The organism is Enterococcus haemoperoxidus ATCC BAA-382, from assembly GCF_000407165.1.
GTDB lineage: Bacteria > Bacillota > Bacilli > Lactobacillales > Enterococcaceae > Enterococcus_L > Enterococcus_L haemoperoxidus.
This window is the reverse complement of record NZ_KE136480.1, coordinates 72,889-91,272: the sequence shown is the minus strand read 5'-3', so window position 1 is coordinate 91,272 and position 18,384 is coordinate 72,889. Positions and strand designations below refer to the sequence as shown.

Sequence of the window (18,384 nt, the reverse complement as noted above, 5' to 3'; positions counted from 1 at the left end):
TAGTGAGAGTTTTTGTGAAAAAAGTTCTTTTGTACGAAGGCGTTTGTCTGTTGTGGTTTGTTATGAATAAAATAAAAAAACTCCAAAAGTTAGATTTTCAGGTCTAACTTTTGGGGGTCACTGCAATGCTCTCAAAAGTGTTTTTATAATAACGATTAATCTAACGAGTCAATGTTTTTTCATCATTAGCGATAACTGCTAATAAATTTTGATTGTCATTGAAAGCTGCAAAAACTTTTGCACTATTAAAATCTGGTGCTTTTAGATTTGGTGACTTCATAAATTCATTAAAAGCTGCTTCGTAAGCTAAGAGATCTAGCATATACAAAGATTGATAGGTTTTATTTAGGGCAATTCCTTGAGACGATAAATCAAAAGCTGCAGCATAATCTTTGATCAAAGAATAAAATTTCGCAGTATTGAAGAAGACTTTTGTTGCTTCAATTGGCATTTTGATCGTCATTTTTTTCAACATATCAATGGATTTTTCGTAATAAACTTGTGCTTTATCCAACTCATCGGCCATTTCATAGACAATTCCTAAGCTGTTGACTGAAAGAATTGCATAAATTGAATTTGAATCGCCAAGTTCATCGGCTCTGTAAAAATAAAACAAACTATCGGTTGTATTGTTGTAGCCGAGCAGATTAGTGATTCCCATAAAATAGAACCAGCGTACTTCTAACTCTTTATTTTGAAAATCAGCCACATTGATTGATGTTTCTTTTAACAATGAGTGGGCTTTTTTATGTTCAAATGTATTACACAATTCTTCTACTTGGTTTAATAAAGAAGTTAACTTCTTTTCATCATTATCATCTAAGACACTTTCTAGACTAAGATTTAATCTCTTACAGATTGCATCAAGGATCTCAAGGCTATCACAAACATTTTTATTTTCAATATTACTAACAGTTCCTTGTGTACAAATTCCAGCGGCTAAAGTTACTTGCGACAACTTTTTTTGTTTTCTGACTGTGCGGATGATGTCTCCTTTGATTCTCATATTTTTCCCCTCTATGTCTATGCATTATAGTTCTAGTTTATATAATAGTATGGTATTATTCTTTTGGAATCAACTAATTTTTTTGGAGGGATAGACATGGAAACGCTTTTATACTTGTTGAATGAAGTGCTTGGCTATGGTAATACTGGACACGTATAGTGTGAAAAAATTAGTGATTAGAGTTTATTTTTTAACAAATAGGTAGGACTGAAAAACTTTTTAGAATGGAAGAATTCACACTTCTATTTTGAAAAGTTTTTTTTAATATATCCTAAAGATATAGTTATTCCATCATTTTTTATTCTATTAAAGTATATTTTTTTAAGAATTTTTAGTAGAGTGTACACGAACGGAACCAGTACAGATCGTCGTTTTTTTTTATCATCGGTTTGACATATTATGTTATAATTTAACTAGCTATACAAGCATAAAGAGGAGGAGATCCAGTGGCAAAAAAATTTACGACCCCATATGAAGTAGCTTATTATGATGGCGATATTACTAGGAAAATGACGATTCCGTCAATGTTGGCCGTTGTGATCAAAACGTCTGAAGAACAAAGCGATGCCTTAGATAGAGGAAGCGATTTTGTTGCTTCGTTTGGCCTTGGTTGGGTCATAACGAACTATGAAATCCATATCACACGTTTACCTAAAGTGGGAGAAAAACTTGCCGTGACGACTCAAGCGATGGCTTACAATAAATATTTTTGTTATCGGAACTTTTGGATTCATGATGAAGAAGGTAATGAATGCGTATTGATCAAGTCAACTTTTGTCTTGATGGATAAAGAAAACCGTAAAATGAGCAGTGTACTACCTGAGATCATCGAGCCGTACGAAAGTGAAAAAATCAAGAAAATTTACCGTGGTGAAAAAATTGAAAAGGTAGAAAACGGTGAATTTTTACCTTATCGTGTCCGATATTTTGATATTGATGGAAATCAGCATGTTAACAATGCAATCTATTTCAATTGGTTACTTGATGTTTTAGGGTATGATTTTCTAAGTAAGCATGAGCCGACATTTATCAATGTAAAATTCGATAAGGAAGTAGAATATGGTCAGGTCGTAGAAAGCCATTATGAATTGCTTGATACTGAAGATGGAAAAATGACACGGCATGAAATCCGAATTGACGGTCAAACCTATTGTGAAGCAAACATGAAATGGAAAGAAAGCCAATAGGACTGTAGGAGCAAATCATTTTTTGACTGAGACATTTTTTTGTTTTGTCTTGGTCTTTTTTAGTATAAAATAAAAGAGTAATCATTTTAACTATATGTATATAATAGTGGTTTGATGAAAATAGAAAGGATAAACATATGCTATGATTCGATTAGGTTTGACTTCTTTTAATGAACATGATAAATTAACCGGAAAAAAGCGTTCTACATTATACGAATATGCGGGCTACTTACCGCTCGTCGAGATGGATACAGCATACTATGGCATTCCCAAACAAGACTCTGTTAGGGAGTGGACTAAATCAGTTCCTGAAAATTTTCGTTTTGTGATGAAAGTATATAGCGGCATCAGCTGTCAGGGAGAGTGGCAACAGTATTATCAAAATGAAGAAGAGATGGTAGAAGCATTTTTGACAAGCATGGCACCTATGATTGAAAGTGGGAAACTTTTTGCCTTTTTGATTCAATTTTCTGGAACTTTTAGTTGTACAAAGGAAAATGTTCAATATCTAGAAAAGATTCGCCACTGGTTTGCAGGTTTTCCGATTGCGATAGAATTAAGAAATGGTTCATGGTATACGGCTAAATATATTAAACAAACAGTGGCATTTATGAAAAATAATAAGTTTTCATTAGTTGTAGTCGATGAACCCCAGATCCCGACCAATCCAGTACCATTTTTCCCTTATGTTACAAATGACCAATTTGTGTTATTTCGGTTTCATGGACGTAATGCTGCAGGTTGGATGGCAAACGACAAAGATTGGCGTAAAAAACGTACTTTATATCGCTACAATTCAGAAGAAATCGCAGAGTTGAGTGAGGCTGTGGAAAAAGTGGCTAATGAGACACAAGAGGTTGGCGTGATTTTTAATAATAATTCTGGCGGCGATGCTGCAGGCAACCTACTAGAAATGAAAGCTGCACTGAAATTGGAATACAAGAATTTAAACCCAAAACAAATGGGCTTATTTTAAATAACATACAGATTCATTTGAGAAAGGAATACCATGATTAAAGCTATTTTCTTTGATATCGATGGTACATTAGTGAACAAAAATGCTAAGGCCTTGGCATCAACTAAACAAGCAATTGCTAAGGCGCAAGCACAAGGAATCATTTGCGGAGTAGCAACAGGTCGCGGACCAGTTCATTTAAGCCAGCAAGTTGATGAATTGAATCTAGACGTTTTTGTTACTTACAATGGTCAACTGGTTTATACAAAGGAAGAAACGATCCGATCAGAACATTTTTCTGATGAAACATTAAAGCGAATTGTGGCATTTTCAGATTCTTACCATCGTCAAATCACGTTCGGCTCAAGACGTAGTATAGAAGGTAGTTCACTTATGCGTTTTGGGCAAAAGAAATGGGCGAAAAAACTGGTTCATTTTTTTCCAAAGCATTTTCCTACACGACTTGTAAAGAATTTGATCAGTCGCTTCTCGATTCATAGAAAGGCACAACGTTATCATGACCTGGATGTTTTAAAAGAACCGATTTATCAATGTGTGTTATTAAGCCCTAAATCAGAGCTTGATTTTTTGTACGAGAAATTACCAGGTTGTAAATTGACAAGATCAAATCCCTATACAGTGGATATCATTCCCAGTGGCGGTTCAAAACTTGTGGGCATTCAAAAATGTGCTGAATACTTTGGATTTAGATTAGATGAGGTAATGGCGTTTGGTGATAGCTGGAATGATTTAGAAATGCTTGACGGTGTTGCTCTTGGTATTGCAATGGGCAACGCAGAAGCTGAGGTTAAAAAAGCTGCAAAATATGTGACTGGAACAAATGAAGAAGACGGGATTTATCAGGCATTGAAATATTACGGTGTAATTGTTTAGTTGTGCGGACTAAACTTGCGGAAAAAAACGAGTCCGCTCCACTTTTAAATTAGGAGGAACCCAATGAAAATCGATAATCCATTTGAAAAAACTGAAGCATTTCATGCAAAATTTGATAATAGAAAACCTAAAACTCCAACCAATTTTTCTGCTAAACAAGCATCAGATCGAGCTGGTTTTAAAGTGGAAGAATTAGTTGAATTTTTATACGGATCAGCGAACAATGATCCCGAAGTCTTTAACCAATTAGTAAATCAGTTAAAAGTATCTGTCGATCAAGCACAAGTAAAGGTGCTTGATAAGCAAAAGAAAGTAACGGACCCTTTGGTGGAACAAGTAGATGCGCTGATTGATCTATTGTATTTCACGTATGGTTCATTTTCATTATTAGGCGTTGATCCAACAGAAATATTTTCCATCGTTCATGAAGCCAACATGGGGAAAATATTTCCAGATGGTAAGCCACACTACCATCCAGTAACGCACAAAGTATTAAAACCAGATAATTGGGAAGCCGATTTTGCACCGGAACCAAAGATCAAAGCAGAAATAGAGAGGCAAACAAAAGCTGCTGAAACGGAATAAACTTATAGAAAACAGTTAGAGCTCAAAACAAAACTGAAAAGCAGTTTTGTTTTGAGCTCTTGCTTTGAATAAACAGCGGGAAAAAAGCAAATCGTTTGTAGAAAAGTAATTTTTACTCAAAATGATTCCAAAAGTTTTTTTGATAATGACGAATCCACAGAAACGTCACGACGACTATAATTGCGAGTACACCTAAATTAAGTGGCCAAAAGGGCAAATACATTGCGGCGAAACCATAAAGCACCAAACAAATCAAACTGCCAAAAATCGAGCCTAACATGGTAATTACTAAGCCGACATTTCCAGCTCCTCGATTAAACAGTTGACTAATACTTGTCCAATTTAGCGAGATAAAGCGATAATCTCTTGCAAAAAATCGTAGACAAAGTAGATAGCTACCTAACAATGAACCGGTCAATAAACTTAGGATAAAGAGAAGTGGCAACCGGAACACAATCCCACCAAGCAAAGCAATCGCGCCATTTAACACGGTTTGTACAATAAAGCCAACGAAAAATTTTTGTTTCATATATTTAGACATTGAAATAGGCAAAGACTGTACAAAATTGAAATTTTCCTGATCAAGAGAAATTAGATTACTGATAAAAGAAGTCTGATTGATCGTCATCCATGTTAAAGCAATTCCGGCTAAAAAGACAACACCAATAAAACGAGAATCCAAATGACTTAAATTCATTGAACCGCCAATCGCAAACGTCACGATAAAAATGACAGGCATCAGTAAAGAATTAGACAATACTTGCATAATTAAATTGGGTTCTTTCAATAACTGCGTATTATAACTTGTAAGCAATTGTCCTAAATTTTGATTAGCTTTATGTTTTTTCCGACCTGTACCTTTGGCAGTGGTTGAATCGGTCAATTGCTCATAAAATTTTGGCAGAATCAAGACTTTGATAGCCAACATCAACACTAAAAATAAGGCGATCAATCCAACGAAACTGAGCATACCTGACATAGAAAAGGGGTTAGATACAATATGGAACAACGGCAATAAAATGGCAATAGGATGACGATCTATTTGGCCTGTTTGAGTGTCAGAGCTTTGTCCATTCATAAAAACAATTCCGACAATTGCAATCGTCATTGAAATACCTAATAACAAACTAGTAACGACTTTTTTATGTTCTTTAAAAAATTTCGTTCTTGTTAATCCAAAAACAATCAGACAACAAATAGCGAAGACTGTTGCTAAGACTAACAAAAAAAGTAAAATTGCTAGAACAATTGCGAGTGGTAGAAAAATGCCCGCCCGCCATCCTGTCAATAAAAATACTACAAGCATTGGAAAGACAAAGGGGGTGACCGTTAGCACAACAACTAAGATCTTCGCCGTAAAAATCATACTTTGGCGAAAAGGCAGAGGCAAATAAGCTGGTAAATCCTGACTTTCAAAAAAGACGTTATAAATAACTGAGATTCCTTGTGAAAAAGCCAAAATACTAAACAAAGCTACATAATAAGTAAAGAAACCAGGCATCTGACTGAAATCAATAAGGAACATTGTCATCCCATAGATGACTAAAAATAAAACCCCAGAAAGTAAATATTGATTGACTAGTGCTCGAGTTAACGCTTTTCCACTCTTGCCTTTTCTTCGAGCTCGATCTGTTACTTGAGGATTGGCATAACGTAAGTTGACCCGTGTTAATTCAACCAACTGTGTTTTATTCATAACGATCACCTTCAATATGTGCCAATAATTGTGTATCCGATTGACGTCCCGCCATTTTTAAATAAATTGCTTCTAAAGATTCATTGGGGGATTGTTCCAATAATTCATTGACAGAACCGTTGTAGATGAGCTCGCCTTTTTTTAATATAGCCAATTGATCACATAACTGCTGTGCAGTATCTAAAGCATGGGTTGAGAAAATCACTGTTTTTCCTTTAGCAGCGTGCGCTTTCATCATTTCTTTTAAATCAAAGGCCGCTTGAGGATCTAAACCTTGCAAAGGCTCATCTAAAATCCAAATATCAGGGTCAGGTAATAATGCACCGATGATGATAGTTTTTTGTCGCATACCATGAGAAAAACTGGCTAAAGTTTCATCTTGATGACTCAACATATCAAATAAAGAAGCAAGCTCATTCAAACGAGTTTGTTTTTGTGTGTTATCAAGCTCATATGCAGCACCAATCAAATCCCAATATTCACCAGCGGTTAGCTGTAAAAATATATCAGGTGTATCAGGAACATAAGCAATTTTTTTCTTGATTGCTTGCCGATTTTCGGATAGGTCTAAATCATCAACCTTGATTACGCCACTGGATGGTTGAATAATACTTACTAAACTCTTGATTGTTGTGGATTTACCTGCACCGTTATGTCCAAGAAAGCCAAAAATTTCTCCCTGTTTAATCGTCAAACTTAACTCTTTCAAGGCTTGTTTGGTTCCATAAGTTTTACTGACATTCACTAACTCAATCATAATTACCCCACCTTTTCATATTAACTATCTTACTATTATTGTACTCCAATCATTTCACGAATAAAATGCTTTCTATAAAGAAGCACAGAAAACTACTATTTAGAGTTTTCTGTGCATAAATTAGTTAATCAGCTTTTAAAAAATGTTTGATATAATGCCTGAATCGCTTTTGTCTCTTGATCTTCACGAATGCCAAACATAATACTGACCTCAGAAGATCCCTGGTTGATCATTTCCAAGTTGATTTTGTTGAAAGCTAAAGCGGCAGTGCTGTCAGCCATGACCCCAATTCGTTGACGCATCCCTTCACCAACGACCATTAGCATCGATAAACCATGAGTAATCCGCAATTCATCAGGTTCCAGTTCATGTTCTAAACGTTTCATTAATTCTTCTTCGATCTCAATCGTTAACTGACGCTCTCTTAAAATAATCGAAATATCATCAATTCCAGAAGGCATATGCTCGTAACTAAGTCCTAGTTCTTCCAGAATTTGTAGTAAACGCCGACCGAAACCTAATTCTCTATTCATTAAATATTTACTAATGTAAATACTGGCAAATCCTTGGTCACTGGCGATCCCAACTACCGGATCGTGTTTTACTGTTCTAGAAGTGGTGATCAAAGTTCCAGGATGTTCAGGATTATTTGTGTTTTTGATGACCACCGGAATATTGGCACGATAAGCAGGCATCAAGGCTTCATCATGAAGCACAGCAAAACCCGCATAAGCCAATTCCCGCATTTCTCGATAAGTTAGTTCTTTGATCGTTTTTGGCTCGTGAACAATACCAGGATGGGCAACAAAAATTCCATTTACATCAGTAAAATTCTCATAGATATCAGCTTCTACACCCGCGGCTACAATCGAACCAGTGATATCTGATCCTCCTCTGGAAAACGTACAGATATCCCCCGCTTCAGTGAAACCAAAAAATCCAGGAATCACTAGAATCTCTTCTGTTGTTTTAAAGTGATTGATTTTACTTGAAGAAGAAGGCAAAATGCGTGCGTTACCAGGTTCATCTGACACAATGATTCCAAGATCTAAAGGGTTTTTATAACGGGCATTCAAGCCACGTTGTTGGAAAAATGAAGCTACTAATTTAGCATTGTTGTCCTCACCACTAGCCAAAAAAGCATCTAACAAATGGGGATTATCTTCTTTAGGTAAGGTTGCTAAGTTTTGAATCGCTTGCTGAATATTACCTAAAACTTCCTTACTAATACCTAACTCATCTAAAATCGCTTCATAACGACCAACAATTTTTCCGATAATTTCAGTGGTATTTTCATTATTTAAATAGGTATTATAGTAAGTAATAAGTAAATCTGTTACTTTAATGTCTTGTGAAGAACGCTTACCAGGAGCTGAAACAACAACAAACTTTCGTGAAGCGTCTTCTTTTACGATTTGTAAAACTTTCTCTAATTGTGCTGCAGAGGCTAATGAGCTACCTCCAAATTTTATGACTTTCACTTTTTTCACTCCTAATTTTAATAGATTTTTCATTATAATAGTAAAAGAATACCGAAATATGGTCTGAAAAGCAACTGTAAAAATGATAATTATTCGTTCTTTTCCGTTTATTTTCAACAAATTTCTTCATTTTTTTTCAAACTTTTGTTAGACTGGTAGAGCTGAATAAGAATAGTCAAAAAAAGGAGCGCCAAAATGACGCAGGAATATGAAGGAATTATTTTCGATATGGACGGCGTGTTGGTCGATAGTGAAGGGTTTTATTATCAACGTAGAAAAGCATTTCTTAAAGAATATGATTTATCTATTGAACAAATACCGATCCCATCCTTTATCGGAGCAGATATGCGAAGCTTATGGGAGACGATTTTTGAAGTTAATGATACAATCTATGATGAAGCTTTCTTGAGCGAGAAATATCACCAGTATAAAAAGGAACATCCTATTGATTACGCCAATTTGATCGATCCAGATGCTAAACGAGTCTTGCAATTTTTTAAAAGGAAAGGCTATAAAATAGGCTTAGCTTCTTCTTCAACTTTGGAAGTGATTCAAGAAGTCCTGAAAGTTGGGCAATTAACAAGTTATTTTGATGTGGTTGTAAGCGGCACAAAATTTGAAAAAAGTAAACCAAATCCCGAAATCTATAAATACACAGCACAAGAAATGGGCATTGAGCCCCATAATTGTCTGGCCATCGAAGACTCTGAAAAAGGAATTCGTGCAGCACATGATGCAGGCACAGTTGTGTGGGCCTTAAAAGATACTCGCTTTGGAATGGACCAGCAACTGGCTGACCTGCAGTTGGATACTTTAAGTGATATGTGCAAAAAGTTGCAAAATATAGAACAAGTCGGTTAAACTGACTAATAGTTGGAATGGATTTGTTACAATTGTGCAAACTCAAAATATTTCTTAAAAAAATACAATTAGTTAGTGCTTGATGGACTGGTTTGTGCTATAATTTTCTGTAGGTGTTTTTAAGAAAATTTAAGTAGATAAGAGCATAATGTAACGGCAGATAAAACTATTTTTGTTATTTATCGGTTGCTACATATCATATATGGACTAATAAACGGAGGAACCATGAATGAAGAATAATCTGATCATTATCGTAGTTTTAGCTATAATAATCATCGCAGCAGTTTTGTATTTAGTTGGTTATTTTATGAGAAAGAAAAATCAAATGAAACTCGATGATCTGGAAAAGAGGAAAGAAGAACTGTTCGACTTACCAGTGATTGAAGAGGTCGACGATGTCAAAAAGATGCACATGGTCGGGCAAAGTCAGAACACGTTTAGAGAATGGAATCAGCGTTGGACCGAGATTTCTACTCGTTCTTTTGCAGAGCTAGAAAGTCAGATTTTTGAAGTTGAGAATTTAAATGAAACCTTCCGTTTTATGAAAGCGAAAAAAGCAGTTGCTGAAGCTGATCAAACAATGACTGAGATGGAATCAGAAGTTGAGATCATCCGTAATGGATTGAAAGAATTACGTGAAAGTGAAGAACGTAATTCACTTGAAGTCCAAAAAGCTTTAGACGTTTACGAAGAAATCAGTAAATTACTTCATGATGAAAAATCAGAATTTGGTTCTGCCTATCCTGAATTACAAAAGCAAATCAAAAATATCGAAATCGAATTTACTCAGTTTGTGACATTGAATACGTCAGGAGATCCAATCGAAGCGCGTGAAGTTTTGGAAAATGCTGAACGTCATACGTATGAATTAGACGATGTGATGAAACGCATTCCACCACTTTACGACGAACTGAATCGGACATTCCCGGATCAACTAAAAGAGATCGAAGAAGGATACAAACGCCTGCTTGCAGATCATTATGTTTTCCCTGAAAAGAATTTCGAAGATGAACTAAGACGTGTTCAAAAACGTGTCAAAAATTCAACAGTCGATTTAGAGAAGACAGAAGTCGATGCAGTAGAAGTTGCTAATCGTGACACAGCTAATGCAATTGATGCGCTATATGAAATCATGGAACGTGAGATCAACGCTAAAAAATATGTGATGACGAACCATAAAGTGGTCGGAGATTATATTGCTCATGCATTGAAAAATAATCGTCAATTGATGATTGAATTAGATCATATATCACAAAGTTATACATTGAACCATAATGAGTTAGGACGTTCAAGAGGTTTCCAAACAGAGATCGAAGAACTGATTCGCCGTTATGAAGACTTTGAACCAAAAATGAATGAACATACAATTCCTTATTCAGAAGTACAAGCATTCTTCAAAGATTGCTACAAAATTTTGGATGATATTGAAAATCAACAAGTTGAAATTGATGACTCATTAAAAGAATTGCGCAAAGGCGAAAAAGCTGCCCAAGAAAAAGTTGATCAATATGATTTCCGTTTACGCAACATCAAACGATATGTTGAAAAACAACGCTTACCTGGATTGCCAGCTGATTACTTGGAATTCTTCTTTGTAGCAACTGATCGTATTGAAGAATTAAGTAAAGCTCTAAACAGAATTAGAATCAATATGGAAGAAATCAAAAAACTTTCTGATCTTTGTAATGAAGATTTAGACTTACTAGATAAAAAAACCAAAGATTTAGTTAACTCTGCAGCGTTGACAGAACAAATGATGCAGTATGCAAACCGTTACCGTCACACACATGAAGCGATTCGTGTAGCGATGGAAAACAGTTTAGAACTATTTTCAAAAGAATACAGATATCAAGATGCTTTAGATGAGATTGGAACTGCACTTGAACGAGTGGAGCCAGGCGCATTTAGAAGAATTGAAGATTTTTATTTCAACAATCTTGATGCAATGTAATAGTAAGTAAAATGTAAAAAGGCGAGACTGTGGTCTCGTCTTTTTGTTTGTTTCAATTTATTATTTAATGAATTCTAGTAGTTTGGTTGAACTACTAAAATAGAAAGTATATAATAGGAAAGAATTTCAAAAGAAGAAGGTTTTTTAGATGATATATTTTGATAACAGTGCAACAACACCGATTTATCCACAAGCGTTAGATACATATGTAAAAGTAAGCCAACGTATTATTGGGAATCCGTCTAGTCTACATGATTTAGGCAATCAAGCCAGTCGTCTGATGGAACAAGCTCGTAAGCAAATAGCTGATTTGATCCAAGTAAAGTCAAACGAGATTTATTTTACAAGTGGTGGGACGGAAGGCGATAATTGGGTTTTAAAAGGAACAGCTTTAGAGAAGAAGTCGTTTGGTCGTCATATCATTATTTCAAATATTGAACATCCAGCTGTTTCTGAAACAGCAAGGCAACTCGCAGAGAATGGTTTTGAACTTTCAATTGCTCCAGTTGATGAACGCGGATTTGTGAAAGTCGATGAATTAGCTAAATTGATTCGTAAGGATACGATCCTTGTTTCGATCATGGCAGTGAATAATGAAATAGGTTCAATCCAGCCGATTAAAGCAATTAGTGACTGCTTAGCAAATTACCCAACGATTCATTTTCATGTGGATGCGGTTCAAGCAATCAGTAAAGTCAGTCAAGAACAATGGTTAACACCTCGCGTGGATTTTGCCACTTTTTCTGCTCATAAGTTTCACGGTCCTAGAGGTATAGGGTTTATTTATTGGAAACATGGTCGTAAGCTTGCACCGCTATTAACGGGTGGTGGTCAAGAAAATGATCAAAGAAGCGGGACTGAAAATGTTGCTGGGATCGTTTCAATGGCTAAAGCGTTACGTTTGTATACAGACAAGAAAGCAGAAAAACCAGAGCATACTGCAACGATTCGTCGTTATTTGATCGAAGCATTGCAGGAATATACCAATGTTACGGTATTTTCAAAAGAAACATTTGACTTTGCACCTCATATTTTATGTTTTGCTTTAAAAGGAATTCGGGGAGAAGTGCTTGTACATGCATTAGAAGAAAAACAAATTTATACATCAACGACTAGCGCCTGTTCAAGTCGGAAAAAAATGGCTAGCAGCACGTTGCACGCTATGAAAGTACCTGACGCTTTAGCAACATCCGCCATTCGTCTTAGCTTAGATGAAAGCAATACGATTGCAGAAGCGGAACAATTTATGATTATTTTTAATCAACTATATAAAAAATTCTTAGTGTTAAATAGCTAATGGAATAAAAAATCAAGCTTTATAGAAAAGGATTGAAAAATTGTGAAATATACTGAAATTATGGTTCGTTACGGCGAGCTTTCAACGAAAGGGAAAAATAGAAAATTATTTATCTCTCAATTAGCCCAAAATGTCAAAAGAGTACTTGGTGATTTTCCAGCTGTCAAAATCCATGCTGACCGAGATCGGATGCACCTAATATTAAATGGTGAGGACAGTGCACAAATCTTGCCTAAGTTAGAAAAAGTTTTCGGTATTCAAAATTTTTCTCCAAGTGTTCGTGTAGAAAAAACAATGCCAGAAATTCGTGAAATGGTCCAAACGATTATAAAATCAGCCTATCAGCCAGGGCAAACATTTAAAATTACCTCTAAACGTTCTGATCATAGCTTTGAATTGGATACAAATGAATTAAACCGAGAACTTGGTGGTGCTGTTTTTGAGGTTTTTCCAGAAATTGCTGTACAAATGAAAAAACCAAATATTGAAATCCGTGTAGAAATCCGCAAAGAAGGTGCTTATCTTTCTTATGAAACGATTCGTGGTGCCGGTGGATTGCCTGTTGGAACTAGTGGACGCGGTATGTTGATGCTTTCTGGTGGAATTGATTCACCTGTTGCAGGTTACTTGTCAATGAAACGAGGTGTAGAAGTGGAAGCTGTCCATTTTGCTAGCCCGCCATACACAAGTGAGCAAGCTCTACAAAAAGCTAAGGATCTAGCTGCAAAAATTGCGCCTTATGCTGGTAGTATACAGTTCATCGAAGTACCGTTTACGGAAATCCAAGAAGAGATTAAACGAGTAGTGCCTGAAGGCTATTTAATGACGGTGACACGTCGAATGATGTTGCGCTTGACTGATGCGATACGTGTTCAAAGAAAAGGGCTAGTCATCATCAATGGAGAATCATTGGGACAGGTTGCATCACAAACATTACAAAGCATGGTAGCAATCAATGAAGTAACCACAACACCAATCATTCGCCCAGTTGTATCGATGGATAAAGGTGAAATCATCGAAATTGCTGAAAAAATCGATACTTTTGAGTTGGCCATTCAACCATTTGAAGATTGTTGTACGATTTTTGCGCCACCTCAACCAAAAACCAGACCCAAATTAGATAAAGCGCAAGCCTATGAAGCTAGACTAGATATAGAAGGACTGATGGCACGGTCAATGGCTAGTTTAAAAGTTAGTGAAATAACTGAACTGAGCGAACAAAACGAAGAATTTTCTGATTTACTATAAAAGTTGAAAGAACAGACTTGATAACGCTATCGAATCTGTTCTTTTTTATTAGTTTTTTCTAATACCTGCTATTTTTTTCACAAACAAGTTGCCCACGATCTTTAAGCATGCTAAACTATATATATGTGAAAAAAGTAACAAGGAGGTTGGAAAATGAAAGAATTACATAAAGAAAAAAAAATGCCCAAAGCAACCGCAAGAAGACTACCCTTGTATTTGCGTTATCTGAAAATGTTAGGAGATTCCGGTGTAACTCGGATCAAATCGAAAGAATTTAGTGATGTGATCCAAGTACCATCAGCGACGATTCGTCGAGATTTCTCCCACTTAGGTGAATTAGGACGCAGTGGCTATGGCTATGATGTGCCTTACCTGATTGAAGTTTTTAGTCATATTTTAAATACGCAAGAAGAAAAACGCATTGCTTTGATCGGTTGTGGTAATTTAGGAAAAGCATTGGTAAAAAATAATTTCCGAAGAAATGAAAACCTGAACATTGTTTGTGCATTTGATTCTGAAGAAGAACTTGTAGGATTAACGATCGACGATATTGTTATCCAACCAATGGGAAACTTAGCAGAAGAAGTTAAAAAAACGGGTGTGACTGTTGCGATTTCCACGGTACCAAGTCAATTTGCACAAGAGGCGATCGATAAAATCGTTGATGCTGGTATTACTGCAATTTTGAATTTTGCGCCGGACAGAGTAACTGTACCTCATAATGTGAATGTTCAATATATCGATTTAACAACAGAGTTACAGACATTGATTTATTTTGATGAAACCTTTTCAAGTAAACGAGCATAGAAAGCAAGAACTTTGTCTTCTGTTCGTCCTTCCTCTATACTAAATAGAGAGAGAAATTTAACTGAGTGAGCTTTGAAGCTTAAGTATCTAGCTTCATTAACCAACAACGCATTCAGCGTTTAAATTAGAGGAGGAAAAATTAATGAAAGTTACAAGAAAAGGCGAAGAAGTAGAAATAATTGGTGTACAACCTGAGATCGGCACGAAAGCCCCTGATTTTTCATTAGGAAATTTAAACGATAAAATAGTAAATCTATCAGATTTTATTGGAACACCCGTTTTGATCAGTGTTGTACCAGATATCGATACTAGAATCTGTTCATTACAAACAAAACGTTTCAATCAAGAAGCCGCGAATGTTGAAGGGGTAAAATTCATTACGATTTCTAATAATACAAAAGAAGAACAAGCGAATTGGTGTGCAGCTGAAGGTGTCGATATGGAAATTTTACATGATACTGATGGCAAATTTGGCGAAGCATATGGTTTATTTATTCCAGCAATGGAACATTTAGCTCGTGGCATTTTTGTGATTGATAAAGAAGGCAACATAGTTTACGAAGCAATTTCTGCAGAAATTGCGGAAGAACCTGATTATGTTACTGCGTTGGAAAAGGCAAAAGCAGCTCGGTAATTTATTTCAAATTGACTTCTATTCATCTTCAATGTTAAAATGAGTCAAAGACTATGAACAAGAGGAGTATTACTGGCATCGTTATAGAGAGAAAATCACTTGGTGGAAGATTTTCACATAACCAGTAAGAAGGTAGCTTGGGAGTCGATGATTTGAATGTAGTAGAATGATTCGAGTAGTGATCGTTACCTCACGAATGAGTGGTGTTTGGATAGTCAGACACAATTTAGGTGGTACCGCGTATACGTATATACGCCCTAAAATACGAAAGTATTTTAGGGCTTTTTTATATGCTCATCACAGATATTTCAAAAGAATACTAACACGTTATAGAAAGAAGGAATCTACATGACAGAAGAAAAAAATCTGCCAACTAAATACCAACCCACAGAAGTAGAACAAGGCCGTTATCAAAAATGGTTAGATCAAGACTTATTCAAACCAAACGGCAACAAAGAAGCAAAACCTTATTCAATTGTCATTCCGCCACCAAACGTTACAGGTAAACTACATTTAGGTCATGCTTGGGATACAACTTTACAAGATATGATTATCCGTCAAAAAAGAATGCAAGGTTTTGATACTTTATGGCTTCCAGGAATGGATCATGCTGGGATTGCAACACAAGCAAAAGTAGAAGAAAAATTAGCAGAGCAAGATATTTCTCGTTACGATTTAGGTCGCGAAAAATTTGTTGAGCAAGTTTGGGATTGGAAAGAAGAATATGCTTCTCATATCCGTGAACAATGGGCAAAAATGGGCTTGTCACTAGATTATAGCCGTGAACGTTTTACCTTAGATGAGGGCTTGTCTGAAGCTGTCCGCAAAGTTTTCGTTTCTTTATATGAAAAAGACTTGATCTATCGTGGTGAATACATTATCAACTGGGATCCAAAAGCCAAAACAGCCTTATCTGATATCGAAGTTATCCACAAAGATATCGAAGGTGCGTTTTACCATATGAGTTATCCACTGACTGATGGAACAGGCGTTGTGGAAATCGCTACGACTCGTCCTGAAACAATGTTAGGAGATACAGCGATTGCCGTTCATCCTGATGACGAGCGTTACCAAGCAATAATCGGTAAGACAGTTACGCTACCTTTAGTAGACAAAGAAATTCCAATCATTGCTGATGAATATGTGGATATGGAATTTGGAACAGGGGTAGTAAAAATCACACCAGCTCATGATCCCAATGACTTTGAAGTCGGTAACCGTCACGATTTACCTCGCGTAAATGTAATGAATGAAGATGGTTCTATGAATGATTTAGCTGGTAAATATGCTGGTATGGATCGTTTTGCTGCACGTAAATTGATCGTTTCTGATCTTAAAGAAATGGGTCGTTTAATTAAAATTGAAACAATGAATCATAGCGTAGGGCATTCAGAACGGACTGGTGTTGTTGTTGAACCTCGTTTATCCACACAATGGTTTGTTAAAATGGCACCGTTAGCTGAAAAAGCAATTAAAAATCAAGAAACAGATGATGCGGTAGAATTTTATCCACCACGCTTTAACCAAACGTTCTTACGTTGGATGGAAAATGTGCATGACTGGGTAATTTCACGCCAATTATGGTGGGGACATCAAATCCCAGCTTGGTATCATAAAGAAACAGGCGAAATGTATGTTGGCATGGAAGCACCAACTGATGCAGAAAATTGGACACAAGATTCAGATGTATTAGATACATGGTTCAGCTCAGCATTATGGCCATTTTCAACAATGGGGTGGCCTGATGAAAAAGCAGCTGACTATCAGCATTATTTCCCAACAAGCACTCTGGTAACTGGCTACGATATTATCTTTTTCTGGGTTAGCCGTATGATGTTCCAAAGTTTAGAGTTTACAGGACAAGCGCCATTTAAAAATGTCTTGATGCATGGATTAATCAGAGCAGAAGACGGACGGAAAATGAGTAAATCTCTAGGAAACGGCATCGATCCAATGGAAGTCATCGATAAATACGGAGCAGATGCATTACGTTGGTTTATGTCAAATGGTTCAACACCTGGTCAAGATATGCGTTTCAGTTACGAAAAAATGGATGCTTCTTGGAACTTTATCAATAAAATCTGGAACGCCAGCCGTTTTGTGATCATGAATGTTGAGGGAATGTCTTATGAAGATATCGACTTTAGTGGTGAAAAAACTGTCGCAGATCGCTGGATCTTGACACGTTTAAATGAAACAATTGCTCGTGTGACTGATTTATTTGACCGCTTTGAATTTGGTGAAGCAGGTCGTCAGTTATATAACTTTATCTGGGACGATTTTTGTGACTGGTATATCGAAATGAGTAAAGAAATTCTTTACGGAGAAAATGAATCTGCCAAACAAACAACACGCAGTATTTTGGTGTATACACTAGACCAAATTTTACGTCTATTGCATCCAATCATGCCCTTTGTGACAGAAGAAATCTGGGAAAATATTCCTCATGAAGGTGTATCTCTTGTAGTTGCTGATTACCCAGTTGTTCACGAAGCGTTTTCAGATGAAACAGCCGCTCGTGGCATGGAAGTTTTAAAAGAAGTGATTCGTTCAGTACGTAATATTCGTGCTGAAGTGAACACACCGTTATCTAAGCCAATCACACTGTTAATTAAAACTAATGATGAAGCAGTTGATAAATTTTTAATCGAAAACACAAACTACATCGAGCGCTTCTGTAATCCAGAAGAATTAACGATTGCAAGTGACATTATTGCACCCGAATTAGCGATGTCAGCTGTTCTAACTGGAGCAGAGCTGTATCTGCCATTAGCTGGCTTGATCAATGTGGAAGAAGAAATAGCCCGTTTAGAGAAAGAATTGGATAAATGGACGCAAGAGGTCAAACGTGTTCAAGGAAAATTAGCGAATGAACGCTTCGTTTCTAATGCGCCAAATGATGTTGTGGAAGCAGAAAAAGCTAAAGAGAAAGATTATTTAGAGAAACAAGTAGTTGTGAAAGAACGAATTGCACAATTACGTACAGTGAATTAATAAACAAAAAAGACAGGAATGACATTTTTTA

General features: G+C 36.2%; 15 protein-coding genes and 1 other annotated feature. Of the genes, 11 read left to right on the top strand and 4 right to left on the bottom strand.

Going from position 1 to position 18,384, the window contains the following annotated elements; all coding sequences use genetic code 11:
- Positions 1–160: 160 nt before the first annotated feature.
- The gene (locus tag I583_RS11260) at positions 161–1,006 is read right to left on the bottom strand and encodes a helix-turn-helix domain-containing protein (protein ID WP_010760352.1); all 846 of its coding nucleotides are present in this window, start codon (positions 1,004–1,006) and stop codon (positions 161–163) included.
- Between the two features lie 446 nt (positions 1,007–1,452).
- Here I583_RS11260 and I583_RS11255 point away from each other — a divergent pair, with 446 nt between their 5' ends.
- The 4 genes from I583_RS11255 (at position 1,453) to I583_RS11240 (ending at position 4,627) form a co-directional block, all read left to right on the top strand.
- Positions 1,453–2,193 carry an acyl-ACP thioesterase domain-containing protein gene (locus I583_RS11255; protein ID WP_010760353.1) on the top strand — a complete coding sequence of 247 codons (741 nt, stop codon included), beginning with the start codon at positions 1,453–1,455 and terminating at the stop codon, positions 2,191–2,193.
- A 142-nt stretch (positions 2,194–2,335) separates the two neighbouring features.
- Entirely contained in the window at positions 2,336–3,169 is an 834-nt protein-coding gene (locus I583_RS11250; protein WP_010760354.1) for a DUF72 domain-containing protein, read from the top strand.
- A gap of 33 nt (positions 3,170–3,202) precedes the next feature.
- On the top strand, positions 3,203–4,042 hold the full coding sequence (locus I583_RS11245; protein ID WP_010760355.1) for a Cof-type HAD-IIB family hydrolase: 840 nt from the start codon (positions 3,203–3,205) through the stop codon (positions 4,040–4,042).
- Positions 4,043–4,105: 63 nt separating this feature from the next.
- Positions 4,106–4,627, top strand: coding sequence for a pyrophosphohydrolase domain-containing protein (locus I583_RS11240; protein WP_010760356.1), 522 nt, complete (start codon positions 4,106–4,108; stop codon positions 4,625–4,627).
- Between the two features lie 112 nt (positions 4,628–4,739).
- Here the strand turns inward: I583_RS11240 and I583_RS11235 are convergent, their stop codons facing one another.
- From I583_RS11235 to I583_RS11225, 3 genes are all read right to left on the bottom strand, one after another.
- Positions 4,740–6,323 (bottom strand): hypothetical protein, encoded by a 1,584-nt coding sequence (locus I583_RS11235; protein WP_010760357.1) that lies wholly within the window; start codon positions 6,321–6,323, stop codon positions 4,740–4,742.
- The gene (locus I583_RS11230) at positions 6,316–7,080 is read right to left on the bottom strand and encodes an ABC transporter ATP-binding protein (RefSeq protein ID WP_010760358.1); all 765 of its coding nucleotides are present in this window, start codon (positions 7,078–7,080) and stop codon (positions 6,316–6,318) included. Before I583_RS11230 ends, I583_RS11235 begins: the two co-directional genes overlap by 8 nt.
- Positions 7,081–7,208: 128 nt before the next feature.
- Complete coding sequence (locus I583_RS11225; protein ID WP_010760359.1) at positions 7,209–8,561, bottom strand: aspartate kinase; 1,353 nt, start codon at positions 8,559–8,561, stop codon at positions 7,209–7,211.
- Positions 8,562–8,756: 195 nt separating this feature from the next.
- On the opposite strand from I583_RS11225, the gene I583_RS11220 reads away from it, so the two are divergent.
- The 7 genes from I583_RS11220 (at position 8,757) to I583_RS11190 (ending at position 18,353) form a co-directional block, all read left to right on the top strand.
- The gene (locus I583_RS11220; protein ID WP_010760360.1) at positions 8,757–9,422 is read left to right on the top strand and encodes an HAD family hydrolase; all 666 of its coding nucleotides are present in this window, start codon (positions 8,757–8,759) and stop codon (positions 9,420–9,422) included.
- 229 nt (positions 9,423–9,651) lie between these two features.
- Positions 9,652–11,373 (top strand): septation ring formation regulator EzrA, encoded by a 1,722-nt coding sequence (gene ezrA / locus I583_RS11215; RefSeq protein ID WP_010760361.1) that lies wholly within the window; start codon positions 9,652–9,654, stop codon positions 11,371–11,373.
- 148 nt (positions 11,374–11,521) lie between these two features.
- Entirely contained in the window at positions 11,522–12,670 is a 1,149-nt protein-coding gene (locus tag I583_RS11210) for a cysteine desulfurase family protein (RefSeq protein WP_010760362.1), read from the top strand.
- A gap of 42 nt (positions 12,671–12,712) precedes the next feature.
- Complete coding sequence (gene thiI / locus I583_RS11205) at positions 12,713–13,918, top strand: tRNA uracil 4-sulfurtransferase ThiI (protein WP_010760363.1); 1,206 nt, start codon at positions 12,713–12,715, stop codon at positions 13,916–13,918.
- Positions 13,919–14,071: 153 nt separating this feature from the next.
- Positions 14,072–14,725 carry a redox-sensing transcriptional repressor Rex gene (locus I583_RS11200; protein ID WP_010760364.1) on the top strand — a complete coding sequence of 218 codons (654 nt, stop codon included), beginning with the start codon at positions 14,072–14,074 and terminating at the stop codon, positions 14,723–14,725.
- A gap of 142 nt (positions 14,726–14,867) precedes the next feature.
- On the top strand, positions 14,868–15,359 hold the full coding sequence (gene tpx, locus I583_RS11195; protein WP_010760365.1) for a thiol peroxidase: 492 nt from the start codon (positions 14,868–14,870) through the stop codon (positions 15,357–15,359).
- Positions 15,360–15,403: 44 nt separating this feature from the next.
- Positions 15,404–15,622, top strand: a binding site (T-box leader).
- A gap of 85 nt (positions 15,623–15,707) precedes the next feature.
- A complete protein-coding gene (locus tag I583_RS11190) occupies positions 15,708–18,353 on the top strand; it encodes a valine--tRNA ligase (protein ID WP_010760366.1) in 2,646 nt (881 codons plus the stop codon).
- The last annotated feature ends 31 nt before the right edge of the window (positions 18,354–18,384 follow it).

What these genes read in the sequence shown, in the direction of transcription:
- I583_RS11260 (WP_010760352.1), bottom strand. Translation starts at nt 1,006, where the DNA reads ATGAGAATCAAAGGAGACATCATCCGCACAGTCAGAAAACAAAAAAAG.
- I583_RS11250 (WP_010760354.1), top strand. Translation starts at nt 2,336, where the DNA reads ATGATTCGATTAGGTTTGACTTCTTTTAATGAACATGATAAATTAACC.
- I583_RS11245 (WP_010760355.1), top strand. Translation starts at nt 3,203, where the DNA reads ATGATTAAAGCTATTTTCTTTGATATCGATGGTACATTAGTGAACAAA.
- I583_RS11240 (WP_010760356.1), top strand. Translation starts at nt 4,106, where the DNA reads ATGAAAATCGATAATCCATTTGAAAAAACTGAAGCATTTCATGCAAAA.
- I583_RS11235 (WP_010760357.1), bottom strand. Translation starts at nt 6,323, where the DNA reads ATGAATAAAACACAGTTGGTTGAATTAACACGGGTCAACTTACGTTAT.
- I583_RS11230 (WP_010760358.1), bottom strand. Translation starts at nt 7,080, where the DNA reads ATGATTGAGTTAGTGAATGTCAGTAAAACTTATGGAACCAAACAAGCC.
- I583_RS11220 (WP_010760360.1), top strand. Translation starts at nt 8,757, where the DNA reads ATGACGCAGGAATATGAAGGAATTATTTTCGATATGGACGGCGTGTTG.
- ezrA (WP_010760361.1), top strand. Translation starts at nt 9,652, where the DNA reads ATGAAGAATAATCTGATCATTATCGTAGTTTTAGCTATAATAATCATC.
- I583_RS11210 (WP_010760362.1), top strand. Translation starts at nt 11,522, where the DNA reads ATGATATATTTTGATAACAGTGCAACAACACCGATTTATCCACAAGCG.
- I583_RS11200 (WP_010760364.1), top strand. Translation starts at nt 14,072, where the DNA reads ATGAAAGAATTACATAAAGAAAAAAAAATGCCCAAAGCAACCGCAAGA.
- tpx (WP_010760365.1), top strand. Translation starts at nt 14,868, where the DNA reads ATGAAAGTTACAAGAAAAGGCGAAGAAGTAGAAATAATTGGTGTACAA.
- I583_RS11190 (WP_010760366.1), top strand. Translation starts at nt 15,708, where the DNA reads ATGACAGAAGAAAAAAATCTGCCAACTAAATACCAACCCACAGAAGTA.